This window comes from Pseudomonas putida, from assembly GCF_025905425.1.
Classification (GTDB): Bacteria; Pseudomonadota; Gammaproteobacteria; order Pseudomonadales; family Pseudomonadaceae; genus Aquipseudomonas; species Aquipseudomonas putida_AF.
Genome location: NZ_CP109603.1, coordinates 2848147 through 2864028 on the forward strand (window position 1 = coordinate 2848147; position 15882 = coordinate 2864028).

General features: G+C 60.1%; 14 protein-coding genes. 4 read left to right on the forward strand and 10 right to left on the reverse strand.

The genetic code is table 11. The features are described from left to right. Positions 1-707 precede the first annotated feature (707 nt). Genes catA through OGV19_RS12735 form a run of 3 tightly spaced genes read right to left on the reverse strand, consistent with a single transcriptional unit; the run spans position 708 to position 3131 of the window. Positions 708-1643, reverse strand: a complete 936-nt coding sequence (gene catA, locus OGV19_RS12725) for a catechol 1,2-dioxygenase (protein ID WP_264313700.1) — start codon at positions 1641-1643, stop codon at positions 708-710. Between the two features lie 43 nt (positions 1644-1686). Next, positions 1687-1977, reverse strand: a complete 291-nt coding sequence (catC, locus tag OGV19_RS12730) for a muconolactone Delta-isomerase (RefSeq protein ID WP_264313701.1) — start codon at positions 1975-1977, stop codon at positions 1687-1689. Positions 1978-2009: 32 nt separating this feature from the next. Beyond that, a complete protein-coding gene (locus OGV19_RS12735) occupies positions 2010-3131 on the reverse strand; it encodes a muconate cycloisomerase family protein (RefSeq protein ID WP_264313702.1) in 1122 nt (373 codons plus the stop codon). Between the two features lie 135 nt (positions 3132-3266). Here OGV19_RS12735 and OGV19_RS12740 point away from each other — a divergent pair, with 135 nt between their 5' ends. The 3 genes from OGV19_RS12740 to OGV19_RS12750 all read left to right on the forward strand — a co-directional run bounded on the left by OGV19_RS12740 (position 3267) and on the right by OGV19_RS12750 (position 6355). Continuing rightward, a complete protein-coding gene (locus OGV19_RS12740; protein WP_264313703.1) occupies positions 3267-4139 on the forward strand; it encodes a LysR family transcriptional regulator in 873 nt (290 codons plus the stop codon). 148 nt (positions 4140-4287) lie between these two features. Further along, the gene (locus OGV19_RS12745; protein WP_264313704.1) at positions 4288-5055 is read left to right on the forward strand and encodes an SDR family NAD(P)-dependent oxidoreductase; all 768 of its coding nucleotides are present in this window, start codon (positions 4288-4290) and stop codon (positions 5053-5055) included. Positions 5056-5083: 28 nt separating this feature from the next. Continuing rightward, complete coding sequence (locus OGV19_RS12750; RefSeq protein ID WP_264313705.1) at positions 5084-6355, forward strand: D-arabinono-1,4-lactone oxidase; 1272 nt, start codon at positions 5084-5086, stop codon at positions 6353-6355. Positions 6356-6415: 60 nt separating this feature from the next. On the opposite strand, the gene OGV19_RS12755 is transcribed toward OGV19_RS12750, so the two are convergent. From OGV19_RS12755 to OGV19_RS12785, 7 genes are all read right to left on the reverse strand, one after another. Further along, the gene (locus OGV19_RS12755) at positions 6416-7216 is read right to left on the reverse strand and encodes a helix-turn-helix domain-containing protein (protein WP_264313706.1); all 801 of its coding nucleotides are present in this window, start codon (positions 7214-7216) and stop codon (positions 6416-6418) included. 116 nt (positions 7217-7332) lie between these two features. Beyond that, a complete protein-coding gene (eutH, locus tag OGV19_RS12760) occupies positions 7333-8565 on the reverse strand; it encodes an ethanolamine utilization protein EutH (RefSeq protein ID WP_264313707.1) in 1233 nt (410 codons plus the stop codon). A 408-nt stretch (positions 8566-8973) separates the two neighbouring features. Continuing rightward, the gene (locus tag OGV19_RS12765; protein ID WP_264313708.1) at positions 8974-9867 is read right to left on the reverse strand and encodes an iron-containing redox enzyme family protein; all 894 of its coding nucleotides are present in this window, start codon (positions 9865-9867) and stop codon (positions 8974-8976) included. A 31-nt stretch (positions 9868-9898) separates the two neighbouring features. Continuing rightward, the gene (locus OGV19_RS12770; RefSeq protein WP_264313709.1) at positions 9899-11092 is read right to left on the reverse strand and encodes an MFS transporter; all 1194 of its coding nucleotides are present in this window, start codon (positions 11090-11092) and stop codon (positions 9899-9901) included. Next, complete coding sequence (locus tag OGV19_RS12775; RefSeq protein ID WP_264313710.1) at positions 11093-12226, reverse strand: ThiF family adenylyltransferase; 1134 nt, start codon at positions 12224-12226, stop codon at positions 11093-11095. It lies immediately after the preceding gene. A 468-nt stretch (positions 12227-12694) separates the two neighbouring features. After that, on the reverse strand, positions 12695-14092 hold the full coding sequence (locus OGV19_RS12780; protein ID WP_264313711.1) for an amino acid permease: 1398 nt from the start codon (positions 14090-14092) through the stop codon (positions 12695-12697). Positions 14093-14176: 84 nt separating this feature from the next. Continuing rightward, a complete protein-coding gene (locus OGV19_RS12785) occupies positions 14177-15208 on the reverse strand; it encodes a histone deacetylase family protein (RefSeq protein ID WP_264313712.1) in 1032 nt (343 codons plus the stop codon). Positions 15209-15331: 123 nt separating this feature from the next. Between OGV19_RS12785 and OGV19_RS12790 the strand changes: the two genes are divergently transcribed. Then, a complete protein-coding gene (locus OGV19_RS12790) occupies positions 15332-15814 on the forward strand; it encodes an Lrp/AsnC family transcriptional regulator (protein ID WP_027593659.1) in 483 nt (160 codons plus the stop codon). The last annotated feature ends 68 nt before the right edge of the window (positions 15815-15882 follow it).

Here is a 15882-nt window from a genome sequence, read left to right on the forward strand (position 1 = left end):
AGGCGCCTGGCTTGAGTTTTTCAGGGGGGCGAAGATCGAGCGCCGCCCGCGCGGCGCTTCGCGGGGCAAGTCGGACCGCCGCACCGCCGCTCCCACATTTGTTCCGGGCCAGTTATTCCTGAAGCATTGGCGCGCGCCCCTTTTCGCGCCAGCCTCAATATCGCGTCGTACCAACAAGGGGTCGCGCGCCTCTATTACAGGCGAGACTGGCCCGAAACAAATGTGGGAGCGGCGGTGCGGCGGTCCGACTTGCCCCGCGAAGCGCCGCGCGGGCGGCGCTCGATATCCGCCCCACCTCCAAGCCCAAGACAAGCACCTAGCCGCCTTCACCCCATCTGAAGCATTGGCGCGCGCCCCTTTTCGCGCCCGCCTCAATATCGCGTCGTACCAACAAGGGGGTCGCGCGCCTCTATTACAGGCGAGACTGGCCCGAAACAAATGTGGGAGCGGCGGTGCGGCGGTCCGACTTGCCCCGCGAAGCGCCGCGCGGGCGGCGCTCGATATCCGCCCCACCTCCAAGCCCAAGACAAGCACCTAGCCGCCTTCACCCCATCTGCCGACAAGCTAATCGCAGCCCTTCTTCCCCAACATTCCGAAGAACCAAAAAAAGCCCGGGCCCTCCCCGCACGGAAAGGCCCAGGCACAAACGGTAAATCCTGTGAAAACGCGCTTGCTGTGATCACGCAAGCGCACGCATCGCCCTAAGCTCAGCCGTCTTGCAACGCACGCGGGCGATGGCTGCGGGTTTCAGCCTCAGGCGCCTTGGCAGTCTGCAGCTGGAAGTCAAAGGCCAGTTCGGCAAAGCGGTCCCCTTGCACACCGCGATCCCGCGCCGCCGCTGCATCCTCGACAAAGCGCAGATCACCGATCAGCCCGTCACGGGTGGCATAGGCAAAGTCATCCCACAGGTACTGGTCGCCTGCGAAGTTGATCTGCGTGGTCAGGTGACGATGCCCCGGCGCCGAGATGAAGAAGTGCACGTGCGCTGGGCGCTGGCCGTGGCGGCCGAGCAGGTTCAGGCACTCCTGGGTCGGCCCCTGCGGGTCGCAGCCATAGCCGGACGGCACGATGGAACGGGCGCGGTAGCGGCCTTCGGCGTCGGTGATGATGCGCCGGCGCAGGTTGTACTCGGACTGGCTCGAGTCGAAGTACGAATAGGTACCCTGGGTGTTGGCGTGCCACAGGTCAACGGTAGCGCCAGCCAACGGCTTGCCCTCGGTGTCGAAAACTTGGCCCTGGAGGAACATCACCACGCCAGGGTCGGTGCCATCGTCCATGCGTGCTTCGCCTTGGCTAAGCGGTGCACCGGCGACATACAGCGGGCCTTCAATGGTACGCGGGGTGCCACCGGTCAGACCTGCCTCGGCATCTTTGGCATCTTGCAGCAGGTCGATGAAGTGCTCGATACCCAGGCCCGCCGCCAGCAGGCCTGCCTCATTACGCCCGCCAAGGCGGTTGAGGTAGTCGACGGCATGCCAGAACTCATCCTCGTTGACGTCCAGGTCTTCGATCAGACGGGCAGTGTCCTGCAGCACGCGCAGGATGATCTGCTTGAAGCGCGGGTTGCCCTCGGCGTGCCCGAGGCCTGCAGCTCTCTCGAAGAACGACTGGACTTCGGCAGTGTGGGAAATTTTCACGGTCATGTTGCTTACCTCGTATTGTTCTTGTCAGGTAGTCAGGGGCGACTCAGCGGTCGTCGCTGTGGATCGACGAAGGGTGGCGGCACAGGCCGTCCACTTCGATCTCCATGTACGGGAACAGCGGCAGTTGCATCAGGGTGTCGTGCAGGGCCTCGACGCTTTCCACATCGAACACGCTGTAGTTGGCGTAGTGCCCGGCAATGCGCCACAGGTGGCGCCAGGTGCCTTCGCGCTGCAGCCGCTGGGCCAGTTCCTTTTCATCGGCCTTGAGCTTGGTGGCCTTGGCCGGGTCCATGTCGACCGGCAGTTTCACGGTCATCTTCACGTGGAACAGCATGCGGATTCTCCTTAAGACGTTGAATGTACAGTTCAGCGGCGGGCGAAGCGCGCCAGGCGCTGCTCGTCCAAAGTCAGGCCAAGGCCTGGTGTGCGTGGAATGTGCAGTTGGAAGTCGTGGTACTGCGGCGGCTCGTTGACGATCTCTTCGGTCAGCAGCAGCGGCCCGAACAGCTCGGTGCCCCAGGTCAGCTGGCGCAAGGTCAGGAACGCGTGGGCCGAGGCCAGCGTACCGATCGAGCCTTCGAGCATGGTCCCGCCGTACAGGGCGATACCGGCCGCTTCGGCGATCTGCGCCGTGCGCAGTACCGCACGCGGGCCGCCGTTCTTGGCGATTTTCAGGGCGAAGATGCTGGCCGCGCCGTCGGCGGCCAGGCTGAAGGCGTCCTCGACGCTTTCGATCGATTCGTCAGCCATGATCGGCGCCGGGCTGCGCTGGTTGAGGCGCACCTGGCCGCCACGGTTGATCCGCGAAATCGGCTGTTCGATCAGGTCGATACCGTTGTCGCCGAGCACCTGGCAGGCGCGCAGCGCCTGGGACTCGTCCCAGTACTGGTTGACGTCGACCCGCACGCTGGCGCTGTCGCCCAGTTCGCGCTTGATCGCCACCACGTGCTTGAGGTCCTGGTCCACCGGGTTGGCGCCGATCTTCAGTTTGAACACGCGGTGGCGACGGATCTCAAGCATGTGCTGAGCTTCGGCGATATCGCGGGCGGTATCGCCGCTGGCCAGGGTCCAGGCCACTTCCAGGCTGTCGCGCACTCGGCCGCCCAGCAGCTCGCTGACCGGCAGGCCCAGGCGCTTGCCCTGGGCATCGAGCAAGGCGCTTTCGAGACCCGACTTGGCAAACGTGTTGCCCTTGGCCAGCTTGTCCAGCTTGAGCATGGCGGCGTTGATGTTGTCTGCCGGCAGGCCGATCAGCGCCGGCGCCAGGTGCGCGTCGATGTTGGCCTTGATGCCCTCGGGGCTTTCGTAACCGTAGGCCAGGCCACCGATGGTGGTGGCCTCGCCGATACCTTCGACGCCGTCGCTGCAGCGCACGCGCAATACCACCAGGGTTTGCTGCTGCATGGTGTGCATGGCCAGCTTGTGCGGGCGAATGGTCGGCAGGTCGACGATAATGGCGTCTATACGTTCAATCAGGGTGTTTGTCATTGTTGCCAGGTCCCGTCAGATCGGACCGCAGATGGCAGACCCGATAGTTGCACTTACTTGATTGTTCAAGCATTGCGCGAGACCCTGATACCCGTCCAATATCAAATGAATCTCCCACCATACCCTGGAGGTCTGATGGAACTGCGCCACCTTCGTTACTTCAAGGTGCTGGCCGAAACGCTGAACTTCACCCGTGCCGCCGAGCTGCTGCATATCGCCCAGCCGCCGCTGAGCCGGCAGATCAGCCAGCTTGAAGAGCAGCTCGGCACGCTGCTGGTGCTGCGTGAGCGCCCGCTGCGCCTGACCGAAGCCGGGCGGTTCTTTTATGAACAGACCTGCACCCTGCTCCAGCAACTGGAGAACATCAGCGACAACACTCGCCGCATCGGCCAGGGGCAACGCCAGTGGCTGGGCATCGGCTTTGCCCCCTCGACCTTGTACACCGTGCTGCCAGAGCTGATCCGCGAGCTGCGCCAGGACAGCGAGCTGGAACTGGGGTTGAGCGAGATGACCACGCTGCAGCAGGTCGAGGCACTCAAGAGCGGCCGCATCGACATCGCCTTCGGCCGTATTCGTATCGATGACCCGGCCATCCTCCAGCAGGTACTGTGCGAAGACCCGCTGGTCGCAGTATTACCCAAAGGCCATCCGCTGGCGGGCACCCCGCTGACCCTCGCCCAGTTGGCAAAGGAGCCGTTCATCCTCTACCCGGCCAACCCCAGGCCCAGCTATGCCGACCATGTGCTGGCCCTGTTTGCCCACCACGGCATGACCCTGAAGATCAGCCAGTGGGCCAACGAGCTGCAAACGGCCATCGGCCTGGTGGCGGTCGGGCTCGGCGTAACGCTGGTACCGGCTTCGGTGCAACAGCAGCACCGCACCGATATCGCGTATGTCGGCTTGCTGGACACCAGTGCCGTCAGCCCGATAATTCTCAGCCGCCGCAAGGGCGATGTGAGCCCCATCGTGCAGCGGTGCCTGGCGTTGATCGCTCAACAAGCGACCTGACCTGCCCTCCCCCGTATACCCATCGGTATATGGATGTTCCCGTTGAACTGTTTCATGCTCCGACACGCGATCGCAAAACGCCGAGGCATCACACACATTCAATAAAAACCAATGCTGCGCCGGCAACCGGCGCGGCGCGGAGTCGAACATGACGGGACGTCTCAAGGGCAAGGTCGCGCTGATTACAGGCGGCGCGGGTGGGTGCGGCTTGGCCGCATCGCAACTGTTCGCGGCAGAGGGGGCGCGGGTCGGTATCGTCGACTTGCCGGGCAGCAAAGGCGCCGAGGTGGCACGGCAGTTGCGCGAAGCCGGCCATGATGTGGTGTTCGCCCCCGCCGATGTGTCCGACGCGCAACAGGTCAAGTCTGCCGTCGCGGCCGTGGAACAGGCGTTCGGGCCCATCACCGTATTGATGAACCACGCCGGCATTCTGGCCGCTGTGCCCTTCCTGGAAACCAGCGAAGAAGAGTGGGACCGGATCATGGCCGTGAACGTGAAAAGCATGTTCCTGGTCACCAAGGCGGTGTTGCCGGGCATGCTCTCGGCGGGCGGCGGCAGCATCGTCTGCACCTCGTCGATCTCGGCGGTGGTGGGCACGCCGATGGAGGTGTTGTATTGCACCAGCAAAGGCGCCACGCACATGTTCGCCAGGGCCATCGCCGTGGAATTCCGCGACCGCGGCATCCGCGCCAACGCGATCTGCCCGGGCTTTATCGCCACCGCCCATGGCCTGCGCGAAATCGACATGCTGCGCAAGCACGGCGTGGATGTCAGCGAACACGCCATCGCCGCCGCCCAGGGTCGCTTGTGCCAACCTTCGGAAGTGGCCACTGCGGCCTTGTTCCTGGCCAGCGACGACGCCAGTTTCGTCAACGGCGCCCACTTGTTTGCCGACAACGGCTACACCGCCATCTGATCACAACAATAATTGGCAGGAGACCAACGTGACCACCTCATCGAACAACATGCACATCAACGAGTTCGGGCTTGATCAGGCGCACTGGCGCAACTGGGCGGGCAACCAGTCGTGTATCCGCGCGGCACGTGGCGCCCCCGCCAGCGAAGACGAACTGTGCTCGATGGTCAGCCAGGCAAGCGCCAATGGCATGAACGTGCGCGTGGCGGGTTCCGGGCATTCGTTCACCCCGGTGGCGCTAACCAACGGCCTGCACCTGTCGCTGGGCAACATGAGCGGTGTGCGCCACATTGACCACGAGAAAAAACGCGTCACCGCGGCGGCCGGGACAACCATCAACGCCTTCGGCAAGGCGCTGCGGGCTGCGGGGCTGTCCATGGTCAACCAAGGCGACATCGACAGCCAGTCGATCGCCGGCGCCCTGACCACAGGCACCCACGGCACCGGCCTGACCCTGGGCAACCTGGCATCCTCCATCGTCGGCTTGAAGCTGGTTCAACCCAACGGCGAGATCATCGTGGTGGACGAAAGCACCCCCGACCTGCTCCAGGCTGGCCGGGTTTCGCTGGGGGTGTTGGGTATCGTTTCAGAGCTGACCTTGCAGGTGACCGACAGCTTCAACCTGCACGAGCGTATCTGGCGAGAAGATTTCGAAAGCGTGATGGACAAGCACGACGAATTGGCGCGCACGCACCGCCATTTCAGCTTCTTCTGGTGCCCCTACGAGCAGAGCCGGCACTGCTACTGCCTGCCCGACACGGCGGCGACCTCCACCAGCGGGCGTACCACCGACGTCTGTGAGGTGAAAGTCATGGACATCACCGACCGCCCGGCCTGGGAAAGTGAATTCGAGAAAGTGGCCTACAGTTCGGACGTCTACCCGATCGAGTACCTGCCCAACTTCCATGAACTGGAATATGCCGTGCCCCTCAGGCACAGCAAGGAAGCCTTGCGGGCGGTACGCACGCTGATGCTCAAGGACTTCCCCGAGGCGATCTACCCCATCGAGTACCGTTTCACTGCAGGCGACGGTGCCTGGATGAGCCCGTTCTTCGAGCAGGACAGTGTGACCATTTCGGTGTCCGGCCAGCCAGGCACCGACTACTGGGACTACTTGCGTGCGGTCGACCGGATCCTGCGTTCATACGGCGCCCGCCCACACTGGGGCAAGCTGCACTTCCTGACCGGCGACGACGTCAGCGCGATCTACCCCCGTGCCCAGGACTTTCGCAACCTGCGCCGCCAGCTCGACCCCCAGGGCGTGTACCTGAGCGAGCACCTGAGCCCGCTGTTCAAGTAGGCCGCAATGGCTTGGCACAACGCCCGGGGCTGCACCTCGGGCGTTGTGCTTTCCAGGCGTTCAGGCTTTGGCCAGGTAGTCGATGAACAGGCGAAACAGTTCGGCGTTGGTAGAAATTTCAAGCCGCTGGTAGATGTTGTGCTTGTGCACCTTCACGGTGCCATCGGAGATGTTCAGTTGCCTAGCAATCGACGCATTGCTGTGGCCCTGCAACAGCAACTTGGCGATATAGCGCTGGGTTTCGGTCAACTGGCCCTGCAAGATCTCGACGAACGCATCCTCCAGCACCACGCGCTCGGCAGGCGCATCGCGCAGGTAATCGGCATACCTGCGCCGACAATGCTGGCCGAGTACCGAGGCCAGCACAGGCGCCATGGCCGCCAGCATCTGCATGTCTTCTTCGCTGAAGCTGCCACTGCTGAGGTTGCGCATCAGCGAGTAGACAATGGCCACCTGGGGGCGCAGTGCAATAATGAACCCCACCTCCTCCACCGAGGTGCCGTAGTCGGACGATACACAAGGGTGGATGTCCTTGGAGATGGAGAAGCCCGATGAGAAGAAGCTGTCGGGTGCCAGTTCGCTCATGCGCCAGAGCCCGGCCGGGTGCTCGTTGACGCAGGCGACATAGAACGGGTCGAGCAGATAACCGCCCCGCACGTAGGCGTTCAGGGTGCGCTCGGACACCGATTCGTTGTAGCCGTTATGCACCAGGATCGCTTTGTGGTTGAACTGGAACAGGTAACCACAGCTCATCTCGAACGCCAGTTTCTCTCGCAACAGCGCATCGATAGCAGTGCCCAAATGGTCCGTGCCGATTGCATCGATAACCGCCGCCAGCCTGTTCGCTTCTTCCAATGTCATTGTTCACCCCGCTCTTGTGCACAGAAGCCCCCGGGCAACTTACCGCCCTGAACCGCAAAAAGCACAAAATCCGGGGCGCGTTGGGCGCTCCGGATCATGTCGATGACGTTTTTTGCTCAGGACGGCTCGGCTGCCACCTTGAAGGCGCTGGCGGCCTCGTCCTGGCGCCCCATCTCCACGGCCTTGGGCACGGCCAGCCAACTGGCCAGCAACATGGCCATCAGGCCACCGCTGAGCTTGCCGATGATCAGCGGCAAGATCAGCGAAGGCTGGAAGTTGGCGGAGAACGCCATGTGGTCGCCGAACGTGAAGGCGGCGCACACCGAGAAGGCGATCACCAACACTTTGTCTTTGGGCGGCATCTCGCTGACCAGCCTGAACATGGCCAGTATGTTGGCCGAGGCGGCCAGCACCCCGGCCGCACCGACACCGGACATGCCAAAGCGCGAGGCGACCCGTTCGATGGGCTTGGCCAGAAAGCGTTTGAGCAGGTGCACCATCGGGAACGCCCCACACAGCATCAGGCCTATGTACCCGGCAATTTCCAGGGCACGGAACTGGTCGTCGGCATCGGCAATGATGGGGGCGAAGCCCCAGCTACCGAACACAGCGCTGAAGAAGCCGGTGAAGTACTGCACGATGGAGGCCACCAGCACCAGCACCACCGCGATGTACATGAACTGGCCGAGCTTGAGGAACAGGTACACCATCAGCGTCGGGAAGTAGCGCAGCGCCGCCGCCAGCGCGATGCAGAACAGAATCAACGGCATCAGGTTGCGCACCAGCATTGGCCAGGTGAAGTGCAGCGCCTGGGTGGCCGCGCCGGTGGTTGCGATGTCCGGGCGAACCTCCAGGCCGAGCAGTTGCATGGTCATGGCGATCACCATGATGCTGACGGGAATGGTCAACAGGCCGGCCATGATCCCTAAGGCCATGTACTTGTGGTCGACCTTGCGCAGCATGGCCAGCCCCACCGGGATCACGAAAATGATCGTTGCGCCGCACTGAAAGCCGGTAATCAGCCCCAGGATCCAGCCCTCGGGGCTTTGCGCCAGGGCCTTGGCCAACTGATAGCCGCCCATGTCCGAGGCGATGAAGATCGGCCCGGCAATCCCGGGGTCGGCGCCGATAGCCTGGAACAGCGGTGCGATGAACTGGCCGATGCCCGCGGAAATGTACGGGATCGCCGCCATGATGCCGGCCACAGGGATGAAGATGGGGCCGATGCTGTGCAGGCCGGCGATGAACTCCTGGCCCAGCTCACCTTCCGGGTTGTAGATGGATGCCACAGCACCCAGTACCGCGCACACCATGATGACGTAGATGACATAGGTGCCGATGCTTTCCATTTGCCGCCTCATTCTTGTAAGAGTTGTTGGATTGGCAGGACTGAATGTCACGGGGGGCGTAGTTGTTTTTATCGCGCATGCAAGGTGCGCCCCGTCGAGGGTTAAGCTATTCGGCAGGCAGCGGGCTGTCCATATACCGGGAGGTATAGGCAGTGCTCAGACCCGGATGCTGCGATCACCTTGGACAGCGGTTAAGAAGTACCACTGACAATCATTTGCCCATCGCTCGTGCTGCACGAGCGCCTGAGGCGAAATCTGCTTTCGATAGCTGGGATGCGATGACGCGTACGCCAATTTTTCAGGGGTACATCTGAAGCACCACACTAGGCTCTGTACGAAAAGTTTTGTGGGAGCGGGCTTGCCCCGCGATGGCGTGCGAAGCGCTCCTGTACCTGATATCAAATAGTGTCAAAGACGCCGCGAATTCAGGCTTTGCTGCCGCGTTGCGGCAGATCGCGGGGCAAGCCCGCTCCCACGGCGATGGATGACCATACTTTTCGTACAAAATCTAGGCATGTTGTTGTTGACTGATGTCCTCCCAGATGGCATCGAACATGACACATCGCTTGGTAATTGCCTCATACCCCGTTTGAACTGCAAGGCCTTTGCTTCAGGACTTTGTCGCGTCAAACGCTCTAGAATCCCCAGCAGGGTAATGGCATGTCCCTCGTCCTCTTCGATGTGCAAGCGAAAAAACTCCAGACCGTCTTCATGCACCTCTAATTTTTTCAGCGCCGTGAGGATCGGTTTATAAATCAGCGGCACGATAGCTTCAGCGCCAAGACAAAGCGCCGCGATGCCCACAACCGGATTTTCGTTGCGGCAAAACGTCATGATGGATTGGGTAAAATCCAGCGTCTGGGGCAAAGGTGGTGCCGCCATGGCATAAGTGCCCAGTCGCTGGAGCGAGCGTTGAAACAAGTCTGCATGCGTCACCTTGTCGTCATCATCAACACCCATTTCCTCCTGCATATTCTCCATTAACAGCTGGATGTCGCCGAGGGATTCAAGGTGGCTGATGATCGAGCAGATGAAGCGGGTAAAATTTCGAGCGTAGTAGTGGTGCTGCACCAAAAAGAAACGCATGGCACTCAAGGAAACACGGCCATCGGCCATTGCGATCAATAGCTCATGGCTCACCAATCTGTTCAATGCTTCGGCGCTCAGCCATTTGTCCCATACCGAGCCGCCGGTGATCGCCTGAATGATCTCGACTCTATTTCCGCTCTGCGGTTCAATGCCATTCTTCAATTTTGAGTTCCCTTCATCTTGCTTAAGAATTAAACGAGCAAAACCATCCATCCCAAAGGATGCGCTGCAAGCCGCTCACTATTTAGCGTTTACCACGACGAAGAACATAACGATCCGATTGGGTTAGCCAGTAAGCGCACAAAGAGGCGAAGACAATGCACATCCCCCCTGATGTGAGAATCAGACCACTGCTGGAAAAATGGAGTAGTAACCATCCACTGAGCACGCTCGCGGGTGGAATTGCGAGATAGGCAATAAGCCGTGTAACACCGACCGTTCGCCCCAGAATCGCCTGCGGCACCAACTGCTGGCGATACGTGAAAAACGCAATGACCACAACCGATTGACAGCAGGTAGACAGCGCCCAGAGCGCCGACAGTGTCCAAGGTTCGCTGGCCAGCGCTGCGCTCAACGTGAAAAGCCCTGCCAGCAAGCAACTGCGTCGGATGAGAACGCCAGTCGCATAGCGTTTTACCAAACTTGCGCCTGCCACTGATCCGGCGACCGCACCTGCGCCAACAAGCCCGTAGTAATAGCCCACGTCACTCAACGGTACCGCGAGGAGCGAGGTGTAAACGTAGATAAGGCTGGCACCGACCAGGGCAAAACCGAAGTTACAGAAAAAGAACAGCAAAACGAACGAACACAGCTCTCGATGGCGAATGACATAAAGCAGACCTGCTTTGATTTCAGTGAAGACATGCGTCGTAGCGGGATGAGGTTTATCCTGCTCTTTCAGCCAATAACAAAGCGGCAAGGAAAGCGTAAACCCCACGATACCGCCTAGTAGAATCTGCTCTTTAGAGCTGAAGACCAACAGGGCTGAAACACCCATCGGCGCAACGATGCGAATTGTGTTGTCACTGGCATTGACGATCGCATTAAAGCGATAGAGTTTCTCTTTCTCGATCAGCGCAGGTGCGATGCTCTGAAATACCGGATGATGGGTTGCGCCGACGCTCGCCAACATAAAACTCAGCAATAACAACAGGGGGCTCAACGTGGCGCCGCCCCCTGTGCCTACGACGGCATAAATCAGGCAGCCGATGACGATATTGGTCAGATCACCGCCAATCAAGAGTCTTCGCTTGCTATAGCGATCGCTCCATACACCGGCAAACGGCGTAACCAGTATGTAGGGTGCCATTGCTGCGAAAAATGCTAGCGAGGTCCAGACTGGGGAGCCTGTCTGCTCATAGATGTAAAGCGGAATGAGAAATGCAATAGCCCATGAGCAGACGGACGTGATGGCATAGGACGCCAGCAGCTTGAACATCTAGACTGTCTCCGCCTGCACGGTCGACTGCTGCGACCTGGCAAGATGGCCACACACCGTACAGGTCGGGTTCAACTGCCAGACTTCGGCAATGCCCACATCCAGATCATCGAACGTGAATTCCTTGAGCTTGTTGGTTAACTGGGGTGGCTGGCAACCGGTGAGGATTTTGACCGTTTCGCTCACCATCATGCCCGCGGTGACAGCCACGAGGGTGACCAAGGCCGGGCCGGGATGCTGGTAGGTTATGTCGTGCTGCTTGGCCATGTTCGAGATGCTGTTCACCAGACTGCTTTTATTGCGTGCCGAAGTAAGCCAACAAGCACCGCAGCCAGAAATGCCGGGCACCACAGAGTAGAAAACCGAACGCCGGACATCCAGCCCGCCTGAGATAAAGGGCACGCCTTGTTCAACGCACGCTTCATTCAGCCAGTCGGCCATGTAGTTCGCGGGTTTATCGGCGACGCAAATAACAATATCGTGGCCCCTCACGACGTTGGCCACATCACGTGTAGATTCGAGTCGACGTTCGTGGGTGGTGATATCGAGATGGCTATTGAATTCGAGCAGCCGACGCTTGGCAGTGACGACCTTTGACATCCCTATGTCAGTCTCCTTATAGAGAATTTGCCGATTGAGATTGCTCAACTCAATCGTGTCAAAATCAAGGATGGTCAGTTGATGCACGCCCAGCGCCACCAGGTCGAACAGGATATGGGTGCCAAGACCACCACAGCCGAGTACGCAAACCTTGGCCGCGCGCAATTTCTCCTGAGGCATAAACTTGTTCTCAGTCACAGCCGACATCGACCCGAAAAAGTCGATATTGCGGGAGAACCGCATTCGATCATGATCTGAGAGTGAAGTAATTTCAAACGCATCCGGGCTCTCGACCAGTCGATACTTGATCAAGTCTTGCACCACCGCTCGAATATCGCCCTGACTGACTGCGGGAAAACGATCAGCCACTTGGGTAATCAAGGCCTCAACGGATACACTGCCATTCAATGCAGTGGCCAATTCCCAGATAGCACCATGGGGGTCGGGAATTTTCGCGTATTGCCCATTGAACCTCAGAACAACCTGACCTTCGAGCTTGAACGGAATAATTGTCGGCTTCAGGCAAAGTTTCATGTTCCTGCCTCACACTCATCAAATAAACATTGTGGGCGCCAGGACCCGAAGGCCCTGGCTTTCGTTGGTCAACTCAGCCGATCTGAGAGTCGCCAGCAGAAGAGGCTTTTTCGAAAGTCATAATGATTCTCCTCGAACAGTTAATAGGCCAGTGATCAAAGTCCTTTCGCTCACCGGATGAGAGTGCACACACAAAAAAACTAGAGTGAATCTCCAGACTCTGCGCGCCCATCTTGTTTCTGCATGTTACTCAAGACAATCACCCGTAACTTTGCCACCACCAACATGCAAAACTGCCTACAAAATTCAAGGAAAGATACGTAGGAAAACTCCTATTTATACAGCAGTAATAACAAAGCCATTAATCGCCTTAACACTACAGAACTGCACGCTTTTCTTTGCAGAAGAGGATCGATTATTCGATTGAGCATTATTGCGACACCCACAAAGAGAGCCCTGAGCTTCGCACTAGGCCTGACGACGGCGATAGGCCACAAGCAGAAAGACAAACCACAACGGCATCACGCACAACGCCATCCGCGTGTCCGGCTCAAGGGCCAGCAGCACCAGCACGAAGCCGAGGAACCCCAGCGTCGTGATGGCCATGGGCACCCCGCCCGGCACCTTGAACACCGACGCCTGGTGCGCGGCGGGGTTGTGCTTGCGGTAGGCAAGGTACGCGGCAAGGATCATCGACCAGGTAAAGATCACCAGGATCGCCGAGATGGTCGAGATCAGCGTGAACACCGTCATCACCTCAGGGATGATGAACAGCAGGGCCAACCCGGTCAGCATGCACACCCCGGAGAACAGCAGGCTGTGCACCGGCACGCTGAGTACCGAGAGCTTGGCAAAGATGGCGGGTGCGTTACGCCGCTCGGCGAGGCCGAAGAGCATCCGGCACCCCGAGTAAACACCACTGTTGGCAGAGGACGCCGCCGATGTCAGCACCACGAAATTGAGCATGCCGGCAGCGGCGGGAAAGCCGGCAAGCAGGAACAGTTCGACGAATGGGCTGCGGTTGGCCGGCACTTGTGCCCACGAAACCACGCTGATGATGCACACCAGCGCCAGGATGTAGAACAGCAGGATGCGCAAAGGAATGGTGTTGATGGCCTTGGGCAGCGAGCGGTGCGGGTTTTTCGCCTCGGCTGCCGTGGTACCGATCAGCTCGGTACCAGCGAAGGAAAACACGGCGATCTGGAACCCGGCAAAAAAGCCGCTGATGCCATGGGGCAGCACCGCGCCTGGCGCCACCACGTTGGAGAGCGAGGCGACCACACCATTGGGCGACACATAGGACGTGGCGATCATCACTGCCGCAGTGATGATCAGCATGACGATGGCCACGATCTTGATGATCCCGAACCAGAACTCCACTTCGCCGAAAATCCGCACCGCCAGCATGTTCAGCCCGAGCAGCACGAACAACGTGAAGAACGCCGGTATCCAGGCGGGCACATCGGCATACCAGTACTGGAAGAACCCCGCCACGACCACCACGTCACCGACCACCGCCACGCTCCAGCTCAGCCAATAGGACCAGCTCAGCACGAAGCCGGCGCGCGGGCCCAGGTAATGGGCGACGATGTCGGCGAAGGATTTGAAGCGCAGGTCAGACAGCAGCAACTCCCCCATGGCACGCATGACGAAAAACACGAAGAAACCGAGGATCGCGTAGACCAGCAAAATGGAGGTGCCGGACAACGCAATGACCTTGCCCGAGCCCATGAACAGGCCGGTGCCGATGGCGCCACCGATTGAGATCAGCTGTATATGCCGGTTTTCCAGCGTGCGTTTCAGGTGCCCGTCTTGGGCTAAATCTGTGGGATTGCTTTGATCAAGGCTTGCGGGCATGTCTTGCATGAGCGACCTCTTTTTATTGTTGGAATCATGGCCATCGAACAAGGCCCGCACAGGGCCTTGTCACGGTGCGTTCAAGGCGTGCGATCAAGCCGCGCCTTCGAAGCCTTGCAAGGTGTTGACGGCATTGATGCCGATTTCGTCGACCATGTAGCCGCCCTCCATCACGAACAGCGTCGGGATGCCTGCGCGGGCAATCTCGGCGCCCAAGCGCAGGAAGTCTTCGCTGGTGAGCTTGAAGTGACTGATCGGGTCGTCCTCGAAGGTATCGACGCCGAGCGACACGATGAGAAAGTCCGGCGTGTGCGCGACAACGCGCTTGAGCGCGTCCTGCAAGGCCTGTTGGTACTGCGCCCAGACGGTGCCCTTGCCCAGCGGGTAGTTGGCCGTGAAGCCCTCGCCCGCCCCCGCCCCCTGCTCGTGGGCATAGCCGGAGAAGTACGGGTAGGACACATGCGGGTCACCGTGGATCGAGGCGAAAAACACGTCGGGGCGGTCGTAGAAGATGTTCTGCGTGCCGTTGCCGTGGTGAAAATCTACGTCCAGCACGGCCACGCGCCGTGCGCCCTGGCTCAGGCAGCGTTCGGCGGCAATCGCGGCATTGTTGAGGTAGCAGTAACCGCCCATGTACTCGCGGGCCGCATGGTGCCCAGGTGGGCGGCACAAGGCGAAGGCGCTGGATGCACCGTCGATGACGCGCTGCATGCCGGTCAAGGCCACGTTGGCGCTGCTGCGCACGGCTTCCCAGGTGCCGCCGGTGATCGGCGCGCCGGCGTCCATGGCGTAGAAGCCCAGCTTGCCATCGATGAAGCCCGGCTCACGGTCAATGGCCAGGTCGCGCACCGGCCATACCAGCGGCAGCGCATCATGGGTCTTGCCGGTGGCGGTCCATTCTGCCCAGGCCTTTTCCAGAAAGCTTACATAGCGCTCGCTGTGCGCCGCGACATAGCAGGCACGCTCGAACGCCTGCTCGGCGATGACATCGCCCAGGCCCGTGGATTGCACCCGCGCCAGCACGGTGTCGGCACGCTGGGGGTTCTCGAAGGACGGCGTGATGGCCCCGTCCTTGAGCTCGGAGCCATGGTGCAAGCGGTGTTTGTTGCTAAAGACTGTCAGCACGCGAATGTCCTTTTTCAAGGTGTTATCGGATAACCAATTTTCGCGACAGACCGGTGAAAATGCTTTGCTTTATGCTCAGCCAAACCGGATGCTTCAGCAAAACATCCACCCGGTAGCGCCCTAATGAGCAAAGCTTTTGCTTACGAAGAACTCGACGAAGTAGACCGCGAACTGCTGCGCCTGCTGCAGGAGGACGGCACCTTGTCCAGCGCCGCCCTGGGCGAGCGCCTGTCGATGACCGTGACGCCCTGCTGGCGCAGGCGCAAACGCCTGGAGGAGCTGGGCCTGATCAAGGACTACCAGGCCAACCTGGACCGCAAGAAACTGGGTTACGACGTCATGGCCTTTGCCCAGGTGCGCTTCGGCAACCATTCGGCCGAAGCGCCTGATGACTTCGAGCAAGTCATTCTGAAGCTGCCGCAGGTCTTGTCCTGCCACAAGGTCACGGGTGAGGCGGATTATGTGCTGACGGTGCTGGCGACAGACCTGGAGAGCTATGGCCGTTTCGTCGAAGACGTGTTGCGTCGGCAACCTGGTATTGCTTCGATCCAGTCGAGCCTGGCCTTGCGCGAAATCAAGGCGGTTAGCCGGATACCGGTGAGGTAGCCGCATAGAAACAACCACCCCACCCTGTGGGAGCGGGCTTGCCCGCGAACACCGGCGAAGCCTGTGCC